This window comes from Fontivita pretiosa, from assembly GCF_050410795.1.
GTDB classification, from domain to species: domain Bacteria; phylum Planctomycetota; class Phycisphaerae; order Tepidisphaerales; family Tepidisphaeraceae; genus Fontivita; species Fontivita pretiosa.
This window is the reverse complement of record NZ_CP191258.1, coordinates 4370625-4390466: the sequence shown is the minus strand read 5'-3', so window position 1 is coordinate 4390466 and position 19842 is coordinate 4370625. Positions and strand designations below refer to the sequence as shown.

Genomic DNA, 19842 nt, shown 5'->3' with positions numbered 1-19842 from the left:
ATCGCATGGGCGGTCGCCGGGAGGGCATCCGTGATGACGACGACCGCCGCCGCTACTCGTCAGCACGCGACGAATGCGGGTGGCTACTCCCCGGTCGGGAGCGTCTACTGCCGTATTATACGAACGAATCTAGGCCCGCTGGTGGTACAACAGCAAGCGTTATAATTGGGGCATGGTTTTTGAATCGCTCGGGGGCCTGCTGGAGCTGCGCCACAGCATCCACCACCGCAGCCCGCACCAGCCCGCCAACAGCATGACCGCCCAATGGAAAAGCAGCGGGCGGTAGAACGGGCGGCCGGTCGCAAATACACCGGTCACCGACAGCAGGCTGAACAGAGTCAGCGCAACGGCAAAAACGCAGACCAGAAGCTCGGGAATGTTGCGCCGACCGCACCAGGCCCGGCTGGACGGGCGCGCAGGCCGCGACATCAGCAGCACTTGCTCGACGAGCATCCCCGTTGCGGACAGATAGACCACCCATCCACCCATCAGTGCCTGGAGGACGGCAACCCAGCGTTCGGCCTCTTCGGCGGTGCCGCCCAGCCGGTTGCCAACCCACTGAAGCCCCAGAACCGGCAGGCCGAAAATCATCGCCTGGGCGAATCGGTATTTGTATTCCCGGACTCGCTGCTCGATGGGTCGATCAAGCAACAGCCGCAGGCGGTGGAGCCGGCGATCGGATTCATCGGCGCCGATGGGCACATCAGTCATTGCTGGGGCAGGGAACTGGCCGAAGGGCTGTTGCCGGTGTTTTGGCGGCCGCTTGCGCCCCGTCGGCTGGCGGCGCGGTTCTGGGTAAAGCCGGTGGCGCGGTAGCCCGCCTGCGTTACCGTCTCCATCAATTCCCTGACGGTGATTCGATTTCGATCATACAGGACTGAGGCCTGCCCGCTGGCGAAATCCACCTCGACCTCCCGCACCCCGGGGCGCGACGCCAGCGCCTTCTGAATCGTCTGCTCGCATCGATGGCAATGCATGCCTTCCACTTTGATGACGGCAAGATCATCGTGGGCAACATCTTCAGGCATAAGGCTCCTCCACAGCCGGCGAGGCGGCAAGCGGCTAAGGAACACGCGCCGCGCCAGCGATCGATAATAGGTTAGGTACTCCGGGCGACACAGACAATCAAAAAGTTGAGCGGAGTTGGACGAGAGGGGGCGAGTGGGCGTACGGTGGTTCCACGTCATTTTGGCCCGCGCGTCGTAGTTGGCCGCGACGTTTCGATCGCTGTCAACGCCGCGCCGCCGCTTTGAAGCGGCGACAAACGCCCCGCCGACCCCGGCAAACGCCCTGGCGCCGCCCCGCCGCCGAATTGGCCGCGCGGCACGCGCTTCGCTCATTGTGTCTTCGTCAGGCCGGACCGTATGAGACGATTCGGTCGATGCAGATACAACACGTGAGGAGTTGTTTCATCGGTCCGGTCTGACTCCATTACATAGCCCGCGCATTCCGACCCATCACACCCGTGAAACCCCGGGTCGGAACCCCATAGCCCGCAGCAGACGCCCTTTCGAGGGCGTTTGCTGTTTTATGCGCGCGACCTATGATTGGCTGGCGATGCTGGTGCTCATCGACAACTACGACAGCTTCACGTACAACCTGGTGCAGCGATTCGGAGAGGTGGCGCCGGGCCTTGTGATCAGGGTCTTTCGCAATGACAAGGTCAGCGTCGAGCAGGTCGAGGAACTGAAGCCGACGCATATCGTGATCAGCCCCGGCCCATGCACGCCTCGCGAGGGCGGCATCTCCAATGACATCATCCGTCACTTCGGTCCGAAGATTCCGTTGCTGGGGGTGTGCCTGGGGCATCAGTGCATCGGTTTCGTCAGCGGCGCGCAGGTGGTGCGGGCAGAGCGGCTGATGCACGGAAAGACCGATCGCATTTATCACGACGGGCGGAGCATCTACCAGGGCATGCCCAATCCCTTCACTGCCACGCGGTATCACAGCCTGATCATCAAGAACGGCACGCTGCCAGCGGACTTTGAGATCTCCGCCTGGACCGACCACGACGAGATCATGGGCATTCGCCACAAGACCTGGCCGCTGGAGGGCGTGCAGTATCACCCCGAGAGTTTCCTGACCGAGCAGGGCGAAAGGCTGCTGGCCAACTTCCTGAAGAAGTAGCCCTGGAAACGTCGCGAGCGTTCGTGCGACTGGCAATTGCGCATCGCCCGGATCGCGGATGCCTGCGAGCGCCTGGGCAGCACATCAGCGCAGCCCGCAAATCAACGCGTCCACTTGTGCGGTCATTGGCACCGCGCGCATTTGACAACCCGCTGGGCGCGGATGACAACATCTGCAACGAGCTACACCAAGGAGCATCAAGTGAATCCATCACCTGGCGTGACACGCACCGGCAGTTTCCCCATCGGCTTTCGTCGCGGCTGGAGCGACTGGCAGAAGAAATCGATCAGGGAACTGGCGCAATGGGCCAGGTCCAGCGGCTTTGCGCTGCTGGATCTGATGAACGTTTCGATCGAGGACCTCAAGACCGTGCGCGACGCCGGCCTGGACGTGGGATCGATCGACCTGCTGGATTTTGGCCGGATCATGGCCGATGACTCCGGCGCGCGCAAAGAGCTGATCGCCCGCAACATCGAGTACATCCAACGTCTGGCGCCTGCGGGCGCAAAGGTGTTTTTCACCTGCATCATCCCTGCCGATCCAACCAGACCTCGGGCACAAAACTACGACCTGGCCGTGGAGTGCTTCGCCCCGATCGCGCACGCATGCGCCGAGCATGGAGCCTGGCTGGTGGTGGAGGGCTGGCCCGGGGGCGCGCCGTACCTGGCCAACCTCGGCTGCACGCCGGAGACCGTGCGCGCGTTTCTGAAGGACGTTGGCCGCGGCGCGGGGATCAACTACGATCCATCGCACCTGATTCGCCTGGGCGTGGATCACATTCGTTTTCTCCGCGAGTTCGCGCCGCACGTGAAGCACGTCCACGCCAAGGATACCGACCTCGATGCCGACGCTCTGTACGAATACGGCACGCAAGGCGCGGCCTTCGCCAAGCCTCACGGTTTCGGCGAGTGGACGTGGCGCTACACGATTCCCGGTCACGGTGTGGCGCGCTGGGGCGAGATCTTCCGCATCCTTCAGTCCGCGGGCTACAAAGGTGGTGTGTGCGTCGAGCTGGAGGACGAGAACTTCAACGGCAGCGAGGCCGGCGAGAAGGCGGCCCTGCTGCACTCGCTTGATTTCCTCCGCGGCGTATAGTCGGGCATGAGCCAAAGACCTTGAATCACGCGTCCAAGTCGGGTCTGGCAGGTCCACCTTCCCGCGACAGTTTGCCGTCCCGAATCCCTGCGCCGTGGCCCAGGGGCGATGGAACGTTTCTTGCTTCCCTGTCCACTGCGACACGTTCGCTGAACAGCTCGTAACAGAACAACAAATGACGAGAGCCAAACTATGAAAACGTTCTTCGTTCACGACAAACAGGGCCGGTTGCGGGGATGGGTTGAGGCGTCTGATGAAGCGGATGCCAAGCTGATGGTAGAAGCGCTGTATGGCCCCGAGGCCAGGGTGAGCGACCGGCCAGACCAGGAGTGGTACGCACGCCGCTATTGCCCGCCCGACGAATCCAGGGATATCGCGTTCGCGGCTTAGCGCCAGCTCAATGGCAAGCGGGAGAATCGGCGCGACGCGCAGACGTCGGACCGTTCGGCAGCATCGACGACGACACCGGCGGCGCTGGCGGGTGGGACCGCTTCTTAACCACCACGCGAATCGCGCTCTCCAGCCGGGCCAGATCCACTGGCTTGGCAACGTGCTCAATGAATCCAGCCTCGGCGCAGGCGCGGATGTCCGACTCCATCGCATATCCGGTCAACGCAATACCCGGCAGCCCGTACGTGCGTCGCAGCTCGCGCATGAGATCGATGCCGCTGCCGTCGGGCAATCCAATGTCGCTGATGACCAGGTCGAACTTGCGATTGTCTGTCGCTTCCCGGGCCATGCTTAATGCCTCTTTGATTGAACTGGCAGGACAGACGCGATGTGCGGATCGTTCCAGCAGCCGCGCCAGCAGGCGCGCGGTATCGGCATGATCCTCCACCAGCAGGATGTGCAGTCCGTCCGCCGCGTTGCCTTCGGCTGCGCGCCCGTTGGCCTTATCCGGTGCAACCGGCGGCGCCGCAGTCGTCTGGGCTGCTGGTGTGCGCGCCGGCAGGCAAACCGTGAAACGAGCGCCTCGCCCCGGCCCGTCGCTGTGGGCAGCAATACTTCCCCGGTGCGCCACCACCAGCGCCCGCGCAATGGCCAGCCCCAGCCCAAGACCTCCAAAATGACGCGCGATCGATTCCTGGCCCTGTTCGAAGGCGTCGAAGATCCTGCCCAAAGCCTGCGGCGCTATCCCTATGCCTGTGTCGGCAACTTCAACTTCAACGGCGCCGCCGGTCTGCCCGGGCAGCTCGCAGCTCACAGCATCTCGGATCGCCACCGTAATGACCCCGCCACAGTCTGTGAACTTGATCGCGTTCTTCAGCAGATTCCAGAAGACCTGCCGCAGCCGCACGGGGTCGGCGTGTACCTCTCGCCGCGTGGCCGTGTCGTGCATCACCAGCCTGAGATCCTTGCTGTTCAGCTCCGGCATGCAGATGGCGACGGCGTCGCGAACTGTGGCGCCAATATCGATCGTCTGGCGAGCCAGCGCCAGCTTGCCCCGGGCCAGGCGATTCAAATCGAGCAGGTCGTCGATCAGCCTGGCTTCCAGCTCGATGTTGCGACGGATCATGCGGAAATCCTCGCGAATGGCCGAATCGAGCTGCGCGTCGTCGCTGCGCAGCGTCGCCGCCGCCAGCACTGGCGTCAGCGGGTTCCGCAGCTCGTGGCTGAGAACCGCCAGAAAACGGTCCTTGGCGCTGTTGGCGGCATTGGCCTGCTCCATCGCCTGGCGATAGCGAAGCTCCGATCGACGCGTCGAGGTGTGCAGTGAACTGATCAACACCGAGACCGCGACGAACATGATCTCGCGGATCAGGTCGTCGGTCCCAATGGCAAAGGAATGGATCGGCTCGATGATGAAGAAGGTGGTCGCCAGCCCGGCCAGCGCGCAGGCGAGCAGTCCCGGCCCCAGGCCGCCGTACCAGGAGCTGATCATCACCGCGGCGAAAAAGAGCGGCGCCACGCCTGTGGCGGCGGGTCCGATGCCGCGCACCGCCCCCAACGCCACGGCCACCGACACCACCGCACAGCCATAATGGAGAATCGCCGCTCGATGCTTCATGGCCGCTCCTCAGAAGCCCTCCTTTGCTCTGCTGCGTCGGTCCCCGCCTGGCCGGGTGCATCCAGTGTAGCGTCTCACAGTCCCGCAACCCACGCCCGCGATCGCGCCGAAAGATAAATCTTCTCCATCACCGCGCTGCGGTACGCCGCCTCTTGCGCCCCCACGAGCAGTGCCGACGACCCGGGCGGCGTCTGACCGGCCCCACCCTCCACCGCATCAAGGAACAAGTCCAGCGGGTGCGGCCAACCTTTGGGACAATCCGCAGCCTTGATCGGCGTCTTGCCGTCCAGTCCGAGCTTGTGGCTCACGACGTAGAGCTCATCCTGGATGATCGCCGCATGTGCCTCCGTGCCGCTGATCAGGTACTGCACCGGATTGGCCAGGTCATCCCAGGCGGCGGCAAGGGTCGCGATGGTCCCATTCTTGAAACGCAGCAACGCCTCGCCGGTTTCATCGCAATTCGGATATCGCCCCGTCCCGGGATCCAGTGCCGCCGTCACCGACTCGACTTCCCCCAGCAGCCAGATCAGGATGTCCAGGCCATGAGTTCCCAGATCGCCGAACGCGCCCACGCCCGCCTGCTCCAGATCGGCCATCCAGCGCCACTCGGAGTCGAACCATCCGCCCAGCGCGCCGGAGTGACAAATGCTGGCGCGGGCGCGGGTGATCTTGCCGAAAGTCCCCTGCTGCACGTGCTGTCGCAGCCACAGGATTGGCGGCCATCCGCGCGATACGTAGCCCGTCTGGAAGATCGCACCGGCGCGTTCGATCGCATTGGCCATGCGATGCGCGTCGGCGGCGCCGATGCCCAGTGGCTTTTCGACGAACAGGTGCTTGCCCGCCTGAGCGGCGGCGCAGACGAGCGACTCATGACGATTGGTTTCCGAGCAGATGATCACAGCCCGAATCTGCGGATCGCGCCAGATCTCAGCGACATCATCCACCACCTGCGCCCCGCCCGCCTCCGCGGCGCGGCGTTGCGCCCGGGCCGCGTCGTGGTCCCAGACCGCCGCCAACTTCACGCTTGCGCGCTTTTGGAGGATCTTCAGGAACCCGGGCGTGTGGATGTGAGCCCCGCCGACCAGCGCCAATGAAAGCATGTAGGTCTCCTTGTCGTCTCTAAGGCACGCCGGGAGTTCGGGAGAGCCGCTGCGAGCCGACTTTTGACACTTTGCCGCCGTGCCGCTATTCATCCCGATACTGAAAAACCGGAACGGGCATCATCACGAAACGCCCGGTTATTCTGTTTGAGCCATTGGACCCTTGGAGGAACCGCCGTGCGCATTCCGCTGCTGGATCGTGTGATTCGCTCGCTGAAGGTCATTGGCCGCGCCCGCTCGGTCGCGTCTGCCTCGCCCGCCGGGTTCGTCGAGCCGCTGGAGCAGCGCCGACACCTGCACGCCAACGTGACCGGCATGTTCGCCGATCATCGTGGCGAGGTGACCATCGCCGTCAGCGCGCCGCTGGATCCGACGACCGTCCACAAGAAATCGGTCTACATGTACACCGCCGGCGCCGACGGCGCGCTCGGTACCGCTGATGATACCCGCGTGGTTGCGTCGGTTCGCTATTCCAATCAGCGCATCACCATTCGCGGCACCGTTCGGCCCACTGAGCAGTACCGCGTGCGGTTGATCTCTTCGACCATCAAGGCATCCGACGGGGATTTTCTTGACGGCGAGTTCACCGGCCGATTCCCCAGCGGCAACGGCGTTCCCGGCGGCATCTTCGATGTCCGCACAAAGTTCGTCCGCACCGGCCGACCCCTGGCACGCTGGTCCACCAGCGCCGGGGCGTTCAATGTCTCGCTGTTCACCGATCTGACGCCCAAGAACGTGGCCAACTTCCTCCGCTATGTCAACGCCGGGCTGTATGACAACATGATCTTCACCCGCGCTGAAACCGGCTTCGTCATTCAGGGCGGCGGGATCAAAATCGACAGCCGCAACGAGCTGGAAGACGTCGAAGCATTCTCACCCGTGCAGGGCGAACCGGGCGTGAGCAACACGCGTGGCCGGCTGTCTCTGGCACTGACCGGATCCCCCAACTCGGGCACCAACGAGTTCTTCTTCAACCTCGGCAACAACACGTTCCTGGACGATACGAGCACCGGATCCGGGCCTTTCACCGCATTCGGCGAAGTGGTCGGCGCCGCGGGGCTGGCCGTGCTGGATGCCATCGCCGCCAAGCCCAGGATCAATTTCGCCAATCTCAACCCGCCGCTGTCGTTCCCGGGCACGTTGACCAATTCAGTACCGGTTAACGACGCGACCCAGGCGCAGGCCGGACTCAACCCGCTGCGCGACCTGATCGTCGTTCGCCGAATCTCACTGAGGATGAAGGTTGTCCCACTGGCGTAGGAGGATCAGCCTGTGCCCTTGTCGAAGTTCTTTGAAACGCTGGAATGCCGCACCCTGATGCACCTGCCTGCGGTGGCGGGGGTCATCGCCGACAATCGCGGCGAAGCCACCATCACCCTTAACGCCGCGGTGGATCCGTCCACGGTCAGCAAGACCTCGGTCTACATGTATCTGCACGGCCCGGACCGCAAACTCGGAACCGCCGACGACGCCCGTGTGCCGGCCTCCGTGCGACTGTCCGGCAACCGCATCACCGTCCGCGGCTCGATCCCAGCCGGCACCAGCTATCGCGTGCGACTGATCGCCTCGCGAATCAAGGCCACCGACGGACACAACCTCGACGGTGAGTTCAAAGGCAGATTTCCCAGCGGCAACGGGGTAGCGGGCGGGGATTTCAACTTCCTGGCGGTCAACGACAAGAGCGACACGCCCCTGGCCAGAATCTCTACCACCATGGGCGCGATCGCAATTCGCCTGCGCAAGGACGCGGCCCCGCAGACGGTCATCAACTTCATCCGCTACATCAACACGGGTCGCTACGACGGAACCATCATTCACCGCAACAGCCGTGTCGAGCAGAACTCGATGATCTCGGTGCTTCAGGGCGGGGCGTTTACCAGCCTGGACCTGGCCAATAGCGCCATCGACACCCTGCCGCCGATCCCGCTGGAAGCCGGACTGCCCAACATCCGCGGGTCGATTGCGATGGCCCGCGCCTCCGACGATCAGGGCACCGCCACCGCTACCAGCTCGTTTTTCCTCAATGTCACCGACAATCCGGAGTTGAACCCGAACAACGGCATTCCCGGATGGAGTCCGTTCGGCTACGCGGTCTTCGGGCAGGTCGTCTCGGGCCTCTCGACGCTGGACGCGATCGACCAGCTTCCGACCACGCCCGTGAGCGGCAGCTTCTTCCAGGCGCCGGTGCAGAACGGCCAGCCCGTCGCGATCCGCCGCGCGGCTATCCAGATGCGCATCTCCCGAATGGGCTGACGGAATTGGGCGCGGCCGTCATCGGCGCCGGAAGGCTCCGCTCGCGCCGCGGAATCCCGCGCCGTGACACGCGGCCCTGCGAACCCGGGGCGTTAATCCCTCAAAATCAGAGCAAACCCAGCTCCAGCAGAGCGGCCTGCGACATGCGGTCCTTGGTCCAGGGCGGATCCCACACCAGCTCGACAACCGCCTGCGAGACTTCGGGAATCGATTCGATCCTGCGCTGCACCTCTGCGGGCAGCGAGCCCGCGACGGGACAGCCGGGCGCGGTGAGCGTCATCTTCACATAGACCGCCGACGTCTCCGGATCGACATCGATGTCGTAAATCAATCCCAGCTCGTAAATGTTCACCGGGATTTCCGGATCGTAGATGCTCTTGAGCTTCTCGATGACCTTCTCTTCGATGGCCTTCTGTTTCGGGGTCTTGGTCTGATCGACGACGCGATCGACCAGAGTGGTCTCGTTCAGCTTCTTCTGCTGCGTCGGCGGGCTGGAGGCCAGCTCCCTGCGGAGCTGCTCGAGCTTGTCCGAGCTCGGCAGCACAGGCAGGCTCACGATCGGCTGCGGCGGTTTCTGATCGCTCTGCTCGCTCATGACTTGCCTTCGGCAATCGCCGCCGCGTCGGCGCGGATCCGGCGGACCATGCTGGCCAGTCCGGTGCGGCGCTGCGCCGTCAGAAAGTGCTCCAGACCGATGCGATTGAAGAAACTCTCGATGTCGAAATCGACCACATCGCGGGCGCGCTGCCCGGAATAGATCTTCTGAAGAATGGCGATTTCCCCGCGGACGATGTCGGCGTCGGCGTCGGCGACGAACTCGAAGCGGTCGGTGGTGCCCGGAACCCGCCGCGAGATCATGTACACCTGCGACATGCAACCCGGGATCCGCTGCGTCAGGTTCTTGAGAATGTCGAAGTAGTGCGGCAACTGCTTGCCGTAATCCAGCACCTGCTCGGTCTTGGCGTTGCGGTCGGGCAGAAGCTCAAAAACCTGCGCGATCTCGTCGGCGACGGCCTGCGGAGATGGACCGCTGGCCGGCGGGAAAACGATCTCCGTGGCGGCCGGCAGCTTTGCTTCGGTGGCGGCCTGCCGCCGCGCCGCGTCGATGATCTTCCGCAGCGCCGTGACCAGGGCATCGATCTCCTGATGCGTGTTGTACATCGCCAGCGAGGCCCGGATCGTCCCCGGAACACCCATCCGCTGCATCAGCGGCATGCCGCAGTGATGCCCGGTTCGCACGGCAATGCCCTCTGCATCCAGCTTCATTCCCACGTCCAGCGACGCAATGGGCGGGTCATCAATGACAAACGAGATCACGCCCCCCTTGTTCGCCGCCGTGCCGATGATCCGCAGCCCGGGCAGCTCAGTCAGGCGTCGCGTGGCGTATTCCAGAAGCTCATGCTCATAGGGCGCAAGCGACTCAAAACCGATCGAGTTGAGGTAATCGATCGCCGCTCCCAGCCCGATCGCGCCGGCGATGTCCGGCGTGCCGGCCTCGAACTTGTTCGGCAGAGGCGCGTAGGTGGTCTTCTCCCAGGTAACCGTCTCGATCATGTCCCCCCCGCCGTGAAACGGCGGCATCGCCTCCAGAAGCTCCCGGCGGCCCCACAGTACGCCGATTCCCGTCGGGCCGTAGAGCTTGTGCCCGCTGAAAGCGTAAAAGTCGCAGCCGATGTCCTGAACGTCGGTTGGGAAATGCGCCACCCACTGTGCGCCGTCGATCAGAACCCTGGCCCCCGCCTCGTGGGCCATCTTCGTCACACGCTTGACGTCATTGATCGTCCCCAGCGCGTTAGACAGGTGCGTGATGGCGACCAGCTTCACCCGCCCGGATCGAAGGATCGAGGCGTATTCCTCGAAGATCAGCTCGCCGGCATCGGTGATGGGTATGACCCGCAGCTTGGCGCCGCGCGCCTCGCAGACGAACTGCCAGGGAACGATATTGGAGTGATGCTCCATCGCCGACACGACGATCTCGTCGCCGGCGTTGATGAACTTTCTGCCCCAGCTTGCAGCCACCAGGTTGATGGCTTCGGTCACGCCGCGAACGAAGATGACTTCTCTGGGGTCCGGGGCGTTGATGAAGCGGGCCAGCTTCTGCCGGGCCTGCTCGTAGGCCTCGGTGGCGCGCTGCGAGAGGGCGTAGACGCCGCGGTGAATGTTGGCGTTTTCAGTTTCGTAGTAGCGGACCAGGCGATCGATGACCTGTCGCGGCTTCTGGGTGGTGGCCCCGTTGTCCAGATAGACCAGGGGCCGACCGTTCATCAGCGTCTGAAGAATAGGGAAGTCTTTCCGCACCGCATGCACATCAAACCGCCACCCGGCCGCAGCCTCAAGCCCGGGTCTGTCGGAAGCGGCCCGGAAGCGAGCGTCCGGTCCGGCGGTCTGAGCCAGCTCAGCGGTGTTCTTCATCGTGACGTCCCAAATCGGTGATCCGCAGGTCCTGCGGCAGCCCATGCTGCGCGGCCATGTAGTTCTCCACATACCGCCTGACCGGCTCGACGGCAATCCGGCGGGTGATGTCCGCCGCAAATGCGTAGGTGAGCAGGTGTCGGGCGGCCTCCTGGGCCACGCCCCGGCTGCGAATGTAGAACAGCATCTCTTCGTCCACCGGGCCGGTGGTCGAGCCGTGGGTACACTTCACGTCGTCGGCATAGATTTCCAGTGCCGGCTGGCTGTTCATCTCCGCGTCGTCGCTGAGCAGCAGCGAGCGGCTGGTCTGCTTGGAGTCGGTCTTCTGCGCCCCCGGACGCACCAGGATCTTGCCGCGGAACACCCCGGTCGAGCTGCCGTCCAGAACGTGCTTGTACAGCTCATGGCTGGGGCAGTTCGGGCTGGCATGGTCCAGCAGCGTGTGGTTGTCGCAATGCTGCGTGCCATTGAGGATGACCAGGCCATTCATGGTGGCCTCGGCGGCCTCGCCACTCAGCACGATGTTCACATCGTTGCGGGTGAGCTGCGCGCCCAGCGTCGCCGACTGCGTGATAAACGTGCTGGAGCGTCCGACCTGCACCTGAGTGGTGGAGACGTGGAACGCCTCCAGCGTCTCGTGCTGAAGCCGGCAGTGATCGAGGCGGCTGTGCTCGCCAAGCACAACCTCGCTGACCGCGTTGGTGAAATAGACGCCCGTGCCCACGCCGACATAGGTCTCGACGATTTTGGCATCGACGTTCTGTCCGACAACAACGAGCACGCGGGGATGCGTGACGATCGGCTCGCCGCCGGGCGTGGTCAGAAACAGCAGGTGAATCGGGCGGTCGATCGTCGTGTTGTTCTCCAGATAGACCACGGCGCCATCGCGGATGAAGCCGGTGTTCAGCGCCACGAACGGGTTGGCCTGGATGTCGGCATATCGCCCCAGATGCGATTCCAGTCGCCTGCTGCCTGTTTGCAGCAGTGAAGCCAGGCTCGCCACCCGCAGCCCTTTCGGCAGCGCGCGCAGACTGGACAGGCCCGGCGAGTAGACGCCATTGACGAAGACCACCTGGCAAACCGCATCATGCCCGAAACTGTACGGATAGATCAGGGCGATCGAGGCCTGCTCGTTGGGCGGCGCGGGCTTGAAGGGGATCCTGGCGATCGGGGCCACATTGGTGTGGCGCCAGTCCTCCAGCCGGGTCGAAGGGAAGCCGACCTCGCTGAAGCGGTCGATCCCCCGCTGCCGAAGCTGCTCAAACCACGCGGGCAGCGCCTTGCCGTCGCCGCCGGTGCCCACATCCCTGGCGACGCGCGAGAAGGTGGAGACGTAATGTTCTTGAGTCAGCATTGCGTTCTCTGTCGCGTTTGCGATGTCCTGCCCGTACGCTCAGACCAGTGCCGCCTGCCGGGCTTCCTGTTCGACCCAGTCGTACCCCCGGGCTTCCAGCTCAACCGCCAGGCTCTTGTCACCGCTCTTGACAATCCGCCCGTCGAGCATCACGTGCACGCGGTCCGGCTCGATGTAGTTCAGCAGCCGCTGGTAGTGGGTGACGATGATGATGGCGCGGTCGGGTCGGCGCAATGTGTTTGCGCCGTTGGCCACGATCTTCAGCGCGTCAATGTCCAGTCCGCTGTCGGTCTCATCCATCAGGCACAGCGTCGGATCCATCACCGCCATCTGGAACACTTCATTGCGCTTTTTCTCGCCGCCGGAGAACCCTTCGTTGACCGCGCGGTTCATGAAGCTCTGGTCCATCTTCAACAGCCGCATTTTCTCCTGCACCAGCTTGATGAACTGGGCGGCGTCCAGTTCCGGAAGCCCGCGGTGCTTGCGGACGGCGTTGACCGCGGCCTTGAGGAAGTAGCTCGTGCTGACGCCGGGGATCTCCACCGGATACTGGAACGCCAGGAACACGCCCTCGCGTGCCCGCTCCTCCGGCGAAAGCTCCAGCAGGTTCATTCCCTTGTAGGTGACGGTTCCTTCGGTGACCTCGTAGGTCTCGCGGCCCATCAGCACCTGCGCCAGGGTCGATTTGCCCGATCCGTTCTTGCCCATGATCGCGTGGACTTCCCCGGCCTCGACCGTCAGATCCACGCCCTTGAGGATCTCGCGATCCTTCACGCCTGCATGTAGGTTTCTGATTTCAAGCAATGCCATTGTTCTGTCCCTGTTTCACCGGCCGCCAATCAACCAACGCTTCCTTCCAGACTCACGCCCAACAGCTTTTGTGCTTCGACGGCGAATTCCATCGGCAGCTCGCGGAACACGTCCTTGCAGAAGCCGTTGACGATCATGTTCACGGCGTCTTCCAGGCTGATGCCCCGTGACCTGCAATAAAAGAGCTGGTCCTCGCCGATCTTGCTGGTGCTGGCCTCATGCTCGACGCGGCTGGTCTTGTTGTGCACGACGATGTACGGAGTCGTGTGCGCGCCGCACTTGTCGCCCAGCAGAAGCGAGTCGCACTGGGTGTAGTTGCGGCTGTTGGCCGCGCCCTTGAGGATCTTGACCAGCCCGCGATAGGTGTTCTGCCCGAAACCGGCGGAGATACCCTTGGACACGATCGTCGATCGGGTGTTTCTGCCGATGTGGATCATCTTGGTGCCGGTGTCGGCCTGCTGATAATGGTTCGTCAGCGCAACGCTGTAGAACTCCCCGACGCTGTTGTCGCCCTGAAGGATGCAGCTCGGATATTTCCAGGTGATGGCCGATCCGGTCTCCACCTGCGTCCAGGTGATCTTGCTGTTGACGCCGCGACAGGCGCCGCGTTTGGTCACGAAGTTGTAGATGCCGCCCTTGCCGGTCTTCGGGTCGCCGGGGTACCAGTTCTGCACGGTGCTGTACTTGATGGTCGCGTTGTCGTGCGCGATCAGCTCGACTACCGCCGCGTGAAGCTGATGCTCGTCCCGCTGCGGGGCGGTGCAGCCCTCCAGGTAGCTGACATAAGCGCCTTCGTCGGCGATGATCAGCGTTCGCTCGAACTGCCCGGTGCTGCGGGCGTTGATTCGGAAGTAGGTGCTTAGCTCCATCGGGCAGCGCACGCCCTTGGGCACATACACGAAGCTGCCATCGCTGAACACCGCGCTGTTCAACGTGGCGAAGAAATTGTCGCTGTAGGGAACCACTGAACCCAGGTACTTGCGGACCAGTTCCGGATGGTTCCTCACTGCCTCGGACATCGAGCAGAAGATGATGCCCTTCTCCGCCAGCGTCTTCTGGAACGTGGTGGCGACCGAGACGGAATCAAAGACGGCATCGACGGCGACGGGCGTGTGTCCTTCCTGCTCGATGCCCAGCAGGGCCGCGCGCTCGTTGAGCGGGATGCCCAGCTTGTCGTAGGTCTCAAGGATCTCCCTGGGCACCTCGTCCAGGCTCTTGTACTTTCCGCCCCGCTTGGGAGCCGAGTAGTAAATGATCGACTGGTAGTCGATCGGCGGGTACTTGATCATCGGCCAGGAGTGCGGCTCCTCCATCGTCAGCCAGTGCCGATACGCCTTCAGCCGCCACTCCAGCAGCCAATCCGGTTCTTCCTTCTTGCGGCTGATGAAGCGGATGATGTCTTCATTGAGTCCCGGCGGGGCCGACTCGGCCTCGATGTCGGTGACGAAGCCCCACTTGTACTCGCGGTTGGCCAGTGATTCGATTTCGACTTCTGCGGTTGGCATTGCGCACCTTCACGTTCCTGTTGACCGGGGCATGCGACCTTGCTGGCCAGATCCGGCTTAGGCGGTAAACGAGGATCCGCAGCCGCAGGTGCTGGTGGCGTTGGGGTTCTTGAAGACGAACCCTCGCCCCATGACCTCGTCCCTGAAATCAATCTCCGTGCCGTCCAGGTACAGGGCGGACATCATGTCCACCAGGATTTTCACGCCGTGGCAATCCATCTCCTCGTCGTTGTCGGTCTTGGGCTCCTCGGTCAGGTCCAGCATGTAGGTGAAGCCGCTACACCCGCCACCCTTGACCCCGACGCGCAGGCGGGTCTGCTCGGCCGGGAGGTTCTGCTCCTGGATGATCCGCTTGATCTCACGGGCGGCGGTTTCGGTCAGCTTGATCGCCATAAGTGTATCTCCATCAATCACTTAAGTTAATTACATCCCTTGCCCCGCTCCGGTCTGGCAACGCGGGTAGCAACAGTGCGTAATCGACCTTCGTGCTCCGCGACAGCATGGATTCGTAGCACAAGGGAATATAGGAACTGGCGGCGGTCAATTCCAGCGTCCAAAGCGATTTTTGCGACTGAGTCTCAGATGCTGCCAATGTCGTCAGCCTGCCCCTGTGGAGTCATCGCCGCACATCCGATCCTCACCCGCCGCTCTGCCATCGCCGGATCGCATCGATTGGCCAAAGCAGCATCAGCACATTCAGCGTCAGGTTGTCCCGCATCAGCCACAACATCACCAGCTCAATTCCCAGAATCAGCCCCAGCGACCACCACAGCCCCAGCTTGCGCGCCACGTAAAAGCCCAGCACGAAACTGGCCACATCGCCCAGGGAATTGACGATCGAGTCGCCGCTGTATCCCAGCGAGATCGTCGCCGCCCGATAGCGGTTGATGATGATCGGGGAGTTCTCCAGCACTTCCCAGCCGATTTCGATGCCGGCGGCCAGGGCGGCGCGGATGTTCAGGCTCAGCCACCGCCGCAGCAGCCACAACCCCCCGAAGAAAATGACGCCGTGCAGGACGTGCGATAGGCTGTAGGCATCGAGCAGATGCTGCGAGTTGTGCGGCGACCATACGGTGATCGAGACAGGGCTGAGCCCACCGCAGGCACACCACCACACCCGCCCCTGCCAGCGAAGGTAGACCACCGCCAGCAGCAGCGAGCCTACCACGATCGCGACTGGTCGCGAGCGCAGCGGCGTGGGAGCAGCGGCGTCGGGGCATTGGGCAGTCATTGTCCAACGCCCAGCTTAGCGTGAGGTGCGGGCGGGATCGAATCCGCCCGAAGGCGGTATACAGCTCACAGCGTCCGCTTCGACACGTCCGATAATTCCTCACGCCCAGCCATCACATCATCCGATAATCAAGAACATGTCCTGTGACTGGCGGGAACTGCGCAACTGGCAAGATCGATGGGAGGCGAACCTGGAGGCGCTGGCAGGGCGAGATCAGGTTCTGACCCAGCGGCTGTATGCCTACGTCCCAGACCACCAATGGGTTTGCGCGACGGCCACGGATGGCCTGCGCCTGGGCCGCGCGCTGGATGGTCAAATCGAGCCAGTTCCCACCGCGCTCACCCCCGGTGCAGCGACGCAAATCATCCGCAAGCTGTTTCCCGCTGGCAGGTGTACGGAGCCGGTCATGGTCGCCGGGCTGGATCAGGGTTGGCTGTGGCAGGCGCTGTATGATCTGCCCTGCCACACGCCCCGCACGCCCGGACATCGCCCGCCTCTTTACCTGCTCACACGCAGTCTGGAGCGACTGTGGGTGGTGCTTCATCTGCACGACTGGAGGAATCTGCTGGCCGACGCGCGGGCGCGGCTGTTCGCCGGCAAGGATGTCATCCACCAGCTTCGCAACGCCATGCTGCGCGACATGCACATCCCCTGGGCCAAGCTGTGCGTGACGATCGATCCGACGATCTGGCCGGCCGGAACCAGCGTCGATTCGCTCTGGCAAGCGGCACATCAGCACGCCAACGCCCGGATGCAGCAGCTTACGCGGCAGATCGAAGCGATCTACGCCGGGTTGGATGTCAAAACCATTGTCCGCAGGCTCCGTGGCGAACCGATGCGGATCATGGGCATCACCAGCCTGTATACCACCTTCCTCCAGCACTCGATGAACGACTGGCTCCAGGCCATGCACGAGCTGGGGCATGACACGCGACTGATCATCGAACAGGCCGACCACGAAATCGCCAATCCCCTCTGCTTCGCGCAGGCGGTGGTGGACTATCGCCCGGATCTGATCCTGCTGATCGACCACTACCGCGCGGAGATGCCCGGACTGCCCCGGGCCATTCCCTGCGTGATGTGGGTTCAGGACAAGCTGCCGACGATCTTCAGCTCGCAGGCCGGCGCGGCGCAGGGGCCGCGGGATTACTGTCTGGGCTTCGGCCGGGCGGCACTGGGGCAACAGTACGGCTATCCGCAGTCGCGATTCATGCCGGCGCAGGTTGGCGTGAACCACCGCCGCTTTGCGCCCCGCCAGCTCGGGCCGGCTGAGATCGAGAAATACGGCTGCGACATCAGCTTCGTCTCCCATGCCTCCACCCCCGCCACCGCCCTGCTTAGCGAACAGCTTCAGCGCGCCGATCCGGATGCCCGCAAGCTGCTCATCGACGTCTTCGAGCAGATGCGCGGCGTGTACGACGGCGGGCAGGCCATCCCGCACGCCAGCCACATCCAGACCTTTATCGACAGTTCCCTGGCACGGCTGCGTCTGCGGCTGGACGAAACCTCCAAACAGTCGCTGTTCGACTTTTTCAACCACCGCATCAACAACGCCATGTTCCGGCATCAGGCGCTACAGTGGGCAGCGGATCTCGGGTTGAAGCTGCACCTGTATGGCCGGGGATGGGAACAGCATCCGCGCTTCGCCAGATTCGCACGCGGCGTCGCCTGCCATCAGACCGAACTGGCCGCGATCTATCAGGCCAGCAGGATCAATCTCCAGATCACGCCTTTCGGCGCCGTCCACCAGCGGCTGTTCGAGGGTTTGTCGGCGGGTGGTTTCTTCCTGATCCGTTACTGTCCGGGAGACATTATCGAGCGGATCTACCAGCAGATCTACGAGTGGTGTGTAGACAACGACGTGACGGATGATGCGACGTTGCGCGCCAAGGCTCCGCCGACGGTCCAGGCGCTGCTCGATCAGGTCCGCACCGTGCTGGGGGTCGATCCGTTCGCCATCCACAGCAGCTTCCTGGACCTGCTGCGACTGTCCGACGACGGCGGCTACATCCGCTCGGCGGGTTCGATCTGGCCCGAATACGACCAGGTCTGTTTCCGCTCCGCCGCCGAGCTCCGGCAGCGCGTCGAACAATTCCTGAATGATCCGCACCGCCGGGCTACCATCGCCCACAGCATGCGCGCCGCCGTCATCGAACGCTTCAGCTACACGCAGATCAGCCGGCGACTGCTCGACTTCATCGCCGATGATCTGGATCGCAATGCCGTTGTGCAGGAGGTGGCGGCATGAGTCGCGCGCTGCCCAGGTTCAGCTTCGGCATGATCGTGTTCAACGGGGAGTATTTCCTCAGACAGGTGCTCGACGGCGTTTATGACTTCGCCCACGAGATCGTCGTCGTCGAAGGCGCCGATCAGTTCGCGATGCCCCTGGCCAATCCCGACGGCTCCAGCACCGATCGCACCTGGGAAATCCTGTGCAACTACCCGGATCCCAAAGGCAAGATTCAGCTTCTGCGCGGCAGATGGGCCGACAAGGACCAGCAGTCCAACGCCTTCATGCCATATCTCAGCGGCGACTTCGTGTGGCTGCTGGACAGCGATGAGATGTACCAGCCGCAGGACATGGAACGGATCGCGCGCGCCCTGCATGACGACCCGGAGCTGATGGCGGTGCAGATGCGGCATCGGGTTTTCTTCGGCGGGTTGGACCGCGTCGCGCACGGACGGCACTGGGAAAACACCTTCTGGCGGATTCATCGCCTGTATCCAGGCGCTCGCTACATCTCCCATCGCCCCGTGAACATCATGCACCCCACCAGCGGCCGGACGATGAATGAAATGAAGCACCTCTCGGCTGACATGCTGGATCAGTGGGGAATCCGCATGTACCACTATTCCTACGTGCTGGACAAGCAGGTCGAAGAAAAAATCCGTTATCACTGCTACTGGCGGCCAACCCGCTATCCACGGGAGCGGGATGTCCACTACTTCCACTATGACTACATCCAGAAGATCTGGCGGCCGTGGAAGCTGGATCGCCGCCGAATCGAAGCCGAATACGGCATCTCCCCAAACATTTATCGCGACGCCGAAGGCCAGCCGATCAAGGATAAGACGCTGCCGTTCGTGGGCGAGCATCCCCCGGCCATGCGGACTCATCCGCTGTATCGCCAGACCTATGGCCAGTCGGACCAGCGCCGGGCGGCATGATCGAGCCTGAGACGGCGACAAAGCGCCAGGGGGTTCAACCAGAAACAACCAGCAGAGGCCAAGTGATGTCCACTGCAACGATCACGCCAAGCATTGAGGAGCTGAACCAGAAGCTCGAGAACTTCAAGGACGAGCGTTTCGCCGCCGCCCAGGCGGCCAACGTGCAGCGCGAGCTGGAACGCTTCGACGGACAGAACATCGAGAGCTTTCGCCGCGGCATCGATCTGGTGCGAAGCCTGCCCATCGACGATTTCACGCTGCTGGACATCGGCTGCGGCGTCGGGCTGTACGGCGTGCTGCTGCGTCGATACTCCGGCAAGCGGTTTGATTACGCCGGCTGCGACTTCTCCCCGGCGATGGTGGCCGAGGCCAAACGCCTGAACCCCGGCTGCCCCATCAGCCAGGCCGACGCCCGGCACCTGTACCACATGAACAAGAGTTTTGACGTGGTCTGGATCAGCGCCCTGCTGGAACATGTGCCGGAATACGAGCAGGTGCTGGCCGAGGCGGCGCGCGTCGGGCGGCAGTACATGCTGCTGCACCGCCTGTTCCTGCACGGCGGCAAGACCCAGCGGCAGATCCTCACCACGCGCGCCGATGAATACCCCTTCGAAGGCTTCACCTACCCGCGCACCATCCGCAATATCAATGAGTTCGACGCCGAGGTCGAAAAGCACGGGCGCATCATCTCCCGCCAGGCCTGGAGCTTCGACCCCGCCAAAGGGCTGAATCTGCGACTGCACAGCTACACCGTCAGGCTCAAGCAGGAATGGTGAGCA

19 protein-coding genes are annotated in these 19842 nt (G+C 63.2%); 8 read left to right on the top strand and 11 right to left on the bottom strand.

Annotated features, from left to right (window positions below; all coding sequences use genetic code 11):
* Window positions 1-159: 159 nt before the first annotated feature.
* Both ACQS5P_RS17800 and ACQS5P_RS17795 read right to left on the bottom strand, forming a co-directional pair.
* The gene (locus tag ACQS5P_RS17800) at window positions 160-711 is read right to left on the bottom strand and encodes a hypothetical protein (protein ID WP_428937968.1); all 552 of its coding nucleotides are present in this window, start codon (window positions 709-711) and stop codon (window positions 160-162) included.
* A complete protein-coding gene (locus ACQS5P_RS17795; RefSeq protein WP_428937967.1) occupies window positions 708-1028 on the bottom strand; it encodes a heavy-metal-associated domain-containing protein in 321 nt (106 codons plus the stop codon). The genes ACQS5P_RS17800 and ACQS5P_RS17795 overlap by 4 nt, the downstream gene beginning before the upstream one ends.
* A 529-nt stretch (window positions 1029-1557) precedes the next feature.
* Here ACQS5P_RS17795 and ACQS5P_RS17790 point away from each other — a divergent pair.
* The 3 genes from ACQS5P_RS17790 to ACQS5P_RS17780 all read left to right on the top strand — a co-directional run bounded on the left by ACQS5P_RS17790 (window position 1558) and on the right by ACQS5P_RS17780 (window position 3612).
* Window positions 1558-2127, top strand: coding sequence for an anthranilate synthase component II (locus ACQS5P_RS17790; RefSeq protein ID WP_428941040.1), 570 nt, complete (start codon window positions 1558-1560; stop codon window positions 2125-2127).
* Window positions 2128-2328: 201 nt separating this feature from the next.
* The gene (locus tag ACQS5P_RS17785; protein WP_428937966.1) at window positions 2329-3222 is read left to right on the top strand and encodes a sugar phosphate isomerase/epimerase family protein; all 894 of its coding nucleotides are present in this window, start codon (window positions 2329-2331) and stop codon (window positions 3220-3222) included.
* 192 nt (window positions 3223-3414) lie between these two features.
* Window positions 3415-3612 (top strand): hypothetical protein, encoded by a 198-nt coding sequence (locus ACQS5P_RS17780; protein ID WP_428937965.1) that lies wholly within the window; start codon window positions 3415-3417, stop codon window positions 3610-3612.
* A gap of 7 nt (window positions 3613-3619) precedes the next feature.
* Here ACQS5P_RS17780 and ACQS5P_RS17775 read toward each other — a convergent pair whose 3' ends face one another.
* Together ACQS5P_RS17775 and ACQS5P_RS17770 are read right to left on the bottom strand one after the other, a co-directional pair.
* Window positions 3620-5230, bottom strand: coding sequence for an ATP-binding protein (locus ACQS5P_RS17775; protein WP_428937964.1), 1611 nt, complete (start codon window positions 5228-5230; stop codon window positions 3620-3622).
* Between the two features lie 74 nt (window positions 5231-5304).
* Window positions 5305-6330 carry a Gfo/Idh/MocA family protein gene (locus ACQS5P_RS17770; RefSeq protein WP_428937963.1) on the bottom strand — a complete coding sequence of 342 codons (1026 nt, stop codon included), beginning with the start codon at window positions 6328-6330 and terminating at the stop codon, window positions 5305-5307.
* 177 nt (window positions 6331-6507) lie between these two features.
* On the opposite strand from ACQS5P_RS17770, the gene ACQS5P_RS17765 reads away from it, so the two are divergent.
* Window positions 6508-7590, top strand: coding sequence for a peptidylprolyl isomerase (locus ACQS5P_RS17765; protein ID WP_428937962.1), 1083 nt, complete (start codon window positions 6508-6510; stop codon window positions 7588-7590).
* A gap of 12 nt (window positions 7591-7602) precedes the next feature.
* The gene (locus tag ACQS5P_RS17760) at window positions 7603-8583 is read left to right on the top strand and encodes a peptidylprolyl isomerase (protein ID WP_428937961.1); all 981 of its coding nucleotides are present in this window, start codon (window positions 7603-7605) and stop codon (window positions 8581-8583) included.
* Between the two features lie 106 nt (window positions 8584-8689).
* Here the strand turns inward: ACQS5P_RS17760 and ACQS5P_RS17755 are convergent, their stop codons facing one another.
* The 7 genes from ACQS5P_RS17755 to ACQS5P_RS17725 form a co-directional block, all read right to left on the bottom strand.
* Complete coding sequence (locus ACQS5P_RS17755) at window positions 8690-9178, bottom strand: DUF59 domain-containing protein (protein WP_428937960.1); 489 nt, start codon at window positions 9176-9178, stop codon at window positions 8690-8692.
* Window positions 9175-10995 (bottom strand): SufS family cysteine desulfurase, encoded by a 1821-nt coding sequence (locus ACQS5P_RS17750; protein WP_428937959.1) that lies wholly within the window; start codon window positions 10993-10995, stop codon window positions 9175-9177. The genes ACQS5P_RS17755 and ACQS5P_RS17750 overlap by 4 nt, the downstream gene beginning before the upstream one ends.
* A complete protein-coding gene (gene sufD / locus ACQS5P_RS17745) occupies window positions 10979-12349 on the bottom strand; it encodes a Fe-S cluster assembly protein SufD (protein WP_428937958.1) in 1371 nt (456 codons plus the stop codon). Before sufD ends, ACQS5P_RS17750 begins: the two co-directional genes overlap by 17 nt.
* 39 nt (window positions 12350-12388) lie before the next feature.
* Window positions 12389-13159 (bottom strand): Fe-S cluster assembly ATPase SufC, encoded by a 771-nt coding sequence (gene sufC / locus ACQS5P_RS17740; protein ID WP_428937957.1) that lies wholly within the window; start codon window positions 13157-13159, stop codon window positions 12389-12391.
* Between the two features lie 29 nt (window positions 13160-13188).
* Window positions 13189-14664 (bottom strand): Fe-S cluster assembly protein SufB, encoded by a 1476-nt coding sequence (sufB, locus tag ACQS5P_RS17735; RefSeq protein ID WP_428937956.1) that lies wholly within the window; start codon window positions 14662-14664, stop codon window positions 13189-13191.
* A gap of 57 nt (window positions 14665-14721) precedes the next feature.
* Window positions 14722-15057: an iron-sulfur cluster insertion protein ErpA gene (gene erpA / locus ACQS5P_RS17730; RefSeq protein WP_428937955.1), complete on the bottom strand. Its 336-nt coding sequence runs from the start codon at window positions 15055-15057 to the stop codon at window positions 14722-14724.
* A gap of 244 nt (window positions 15058-15301) precedes the next feature.
* The gene (locus tag ACQS5P_RS17725) at window positions 15302-15895 is read right to left on the bottom strand and encodes a DUF2585 family protein (protein WP_428937954.1); all 594 of its coding nucleotides are present in this window, start codon (window positions 15893-15895) and stop codon (window positions 15302-15304) included.
* A 136-nt stretch (window positions 15896-16031) separates the two neighbouring features.
* Here ACQS5P_RS17725 and ACQS5P_RS17720 point away from each other — a divergent pair, with 136 nt between their 5' ends.
* The 3 genes from ACQS5P_RS17720 to ACQS5P_RS17710 all read left to right on the top strand — a co-directional run bounded on the left by ACQS5P_RS17720 (window position 16032) and on the right by ACQS5P_RS17710 (window position 19839).
* Complete coding sequence (locus tag ACQS5P_RS17720; protein WP_428937953.1) at window positions 16032-18143, top strand: glycosyltransferase family protein; 2112 nt, start codon at window positions 16032-16034, stop codon at window positions 18141-18143.
* On the top strand, window positions 18140-19063 hold the full coding sequence (locus tag ACQS5P_RS17715) for a glycosyltransferase family 2 protein (protein ID WP_428937952.1): 924 nt from the start codon (window positions 18140-18142) through the stop codon (window positions 19061-19063). Before ACQS5P_RS17720 ends, ACQS5P_RS17715 begins: the two co-directional genes overlap by 4 nt.
* Window positions 19064-19128: 65 nt before the next feature.
* Complete coding sequence (locus ACQS5P_RS17710; RefSeq protein ID WP_428937951.1) at window positions 19129-19839, top strand: class I SAM-dependent methyltransferase; 711 nt, start codon at window positions 19129-19131, stop codon at window positions 19837-19839.
* Window positions 19840-19842 lie beyond the last annotated feature (3 nt).

Bases quoted from the DNA above. Each gene is read 5' to 3' on its own strand.
- sufD (WP_428937958.1), bottom strand. From the start codon at position 12,349: ATGCTGACTCAAGAACATTACGTCTCCACCTTCTCGCGCGTCGCCAGG.
- ACQS5P_RS17795 (WP_428937967.1), bottom strand. From the start codon at position 1,028: ATGCCTGAAGATGTTGCCCACGATGATCTTGCCGTCATCAAAGTGGAA.
- ACQS5P_RS17710 (WP_428937951.1), top strand. From the start codon at position 19,129: ATGTCCACTGCAACGATCACGCCAAGCATTGAGGAGCTGAACCAGAAG.
- ACQS5P_RS17720 (WP_428937953.1), top strand. From the start codon at position 16,032: ATGTCCTGTGACTGGCGGGAACTGCGCAACTGGCAAGATCGATGGGAG.
- ACQS5P_RS17790 (WP_428941040.1), top strand. From the start codon at position 1,558: ATGCTGGTGCTCATCGACAACTACGACAGCTTCACGTACAACCTGGTG.
- ACQS5P_RS17725 (WP_428937954.1), bottom strand. From the start codon at position 15,895: ATGACTGCCCAATGCCCCGACGCCGCTGCTCCCACGCCGCTGCGCTCG.
- ACQS5P_RS17715 (WP_428937952.1), top strand. From the start codon at position 18,140: ATGAGTCGCGCGCTGCCCAGGTTCAGCTTCGGCATGATCGTGTTCAAC.
- erpA (WP_428937955.1), bottom strand. From the start codon at position 15,057: ATGGCGATCAAGCTGACCGAAACCGCCGCCCGTGAGATCAAGCGGATC.
- sufC (WP_428937957.1), bottom strand. From the start codon at position 13,159: ATGGCATTGCTTGAAATCAGAAACCTACATGCAGGCGTGAAGGATCGC.
- ACQS5P_RS17770 (WP_428937963.1), bottom strand. From the start codon at position 6,330: ATGCTTTCATTGGCGCTGGTCGGCGGGGCTCACATCCACACGCCCGGG.
- ACQS5P_RS17800 (WP_428937968.1), bottom strand. From the start codon at position 711: ATGACTGATGTGCCCATCGGCGCCGATGAATCCGATCGCCGGCTCCAC.
- sufB (WP_428937956.1), bottom strand. From the start codon at position 14,664: ATGCCAACCGCAGAAGTCGAAATCGAATCACTGGCCAACCGCGAGTAC.
- ACQS5P_RS17750 (WP_428937959.1), bottom strand. From the start codon at position 10,995: ATGAAGAACACCGCTGAGCTGGCTCAGACCGCCGGACCGGACGCTCGC.
- ACQS5P_RS17775 (WP_428937964.1), bottom strand. From the start codon at position 5,230: ATGAAGCATCGAGCGGCGATTCTCCATTATGGCTGTGCGGTGGTGTCG.
- ACQS5P_RS17780 (WP_428937965.1), top strand. From the start codon at position 3,415: ATGAAAACGTTCTTCGTTCACGACAAACAGGGCCGGTTGCGGGGATGG.
- ACQS5P_RS17755 (WP_428937960.1), bottom strand. From the start codon at position 9,178: ATGAGCGAGCAGAGCGATCAGAAACCGCCGCAGCCGATCGTGAGCCTG.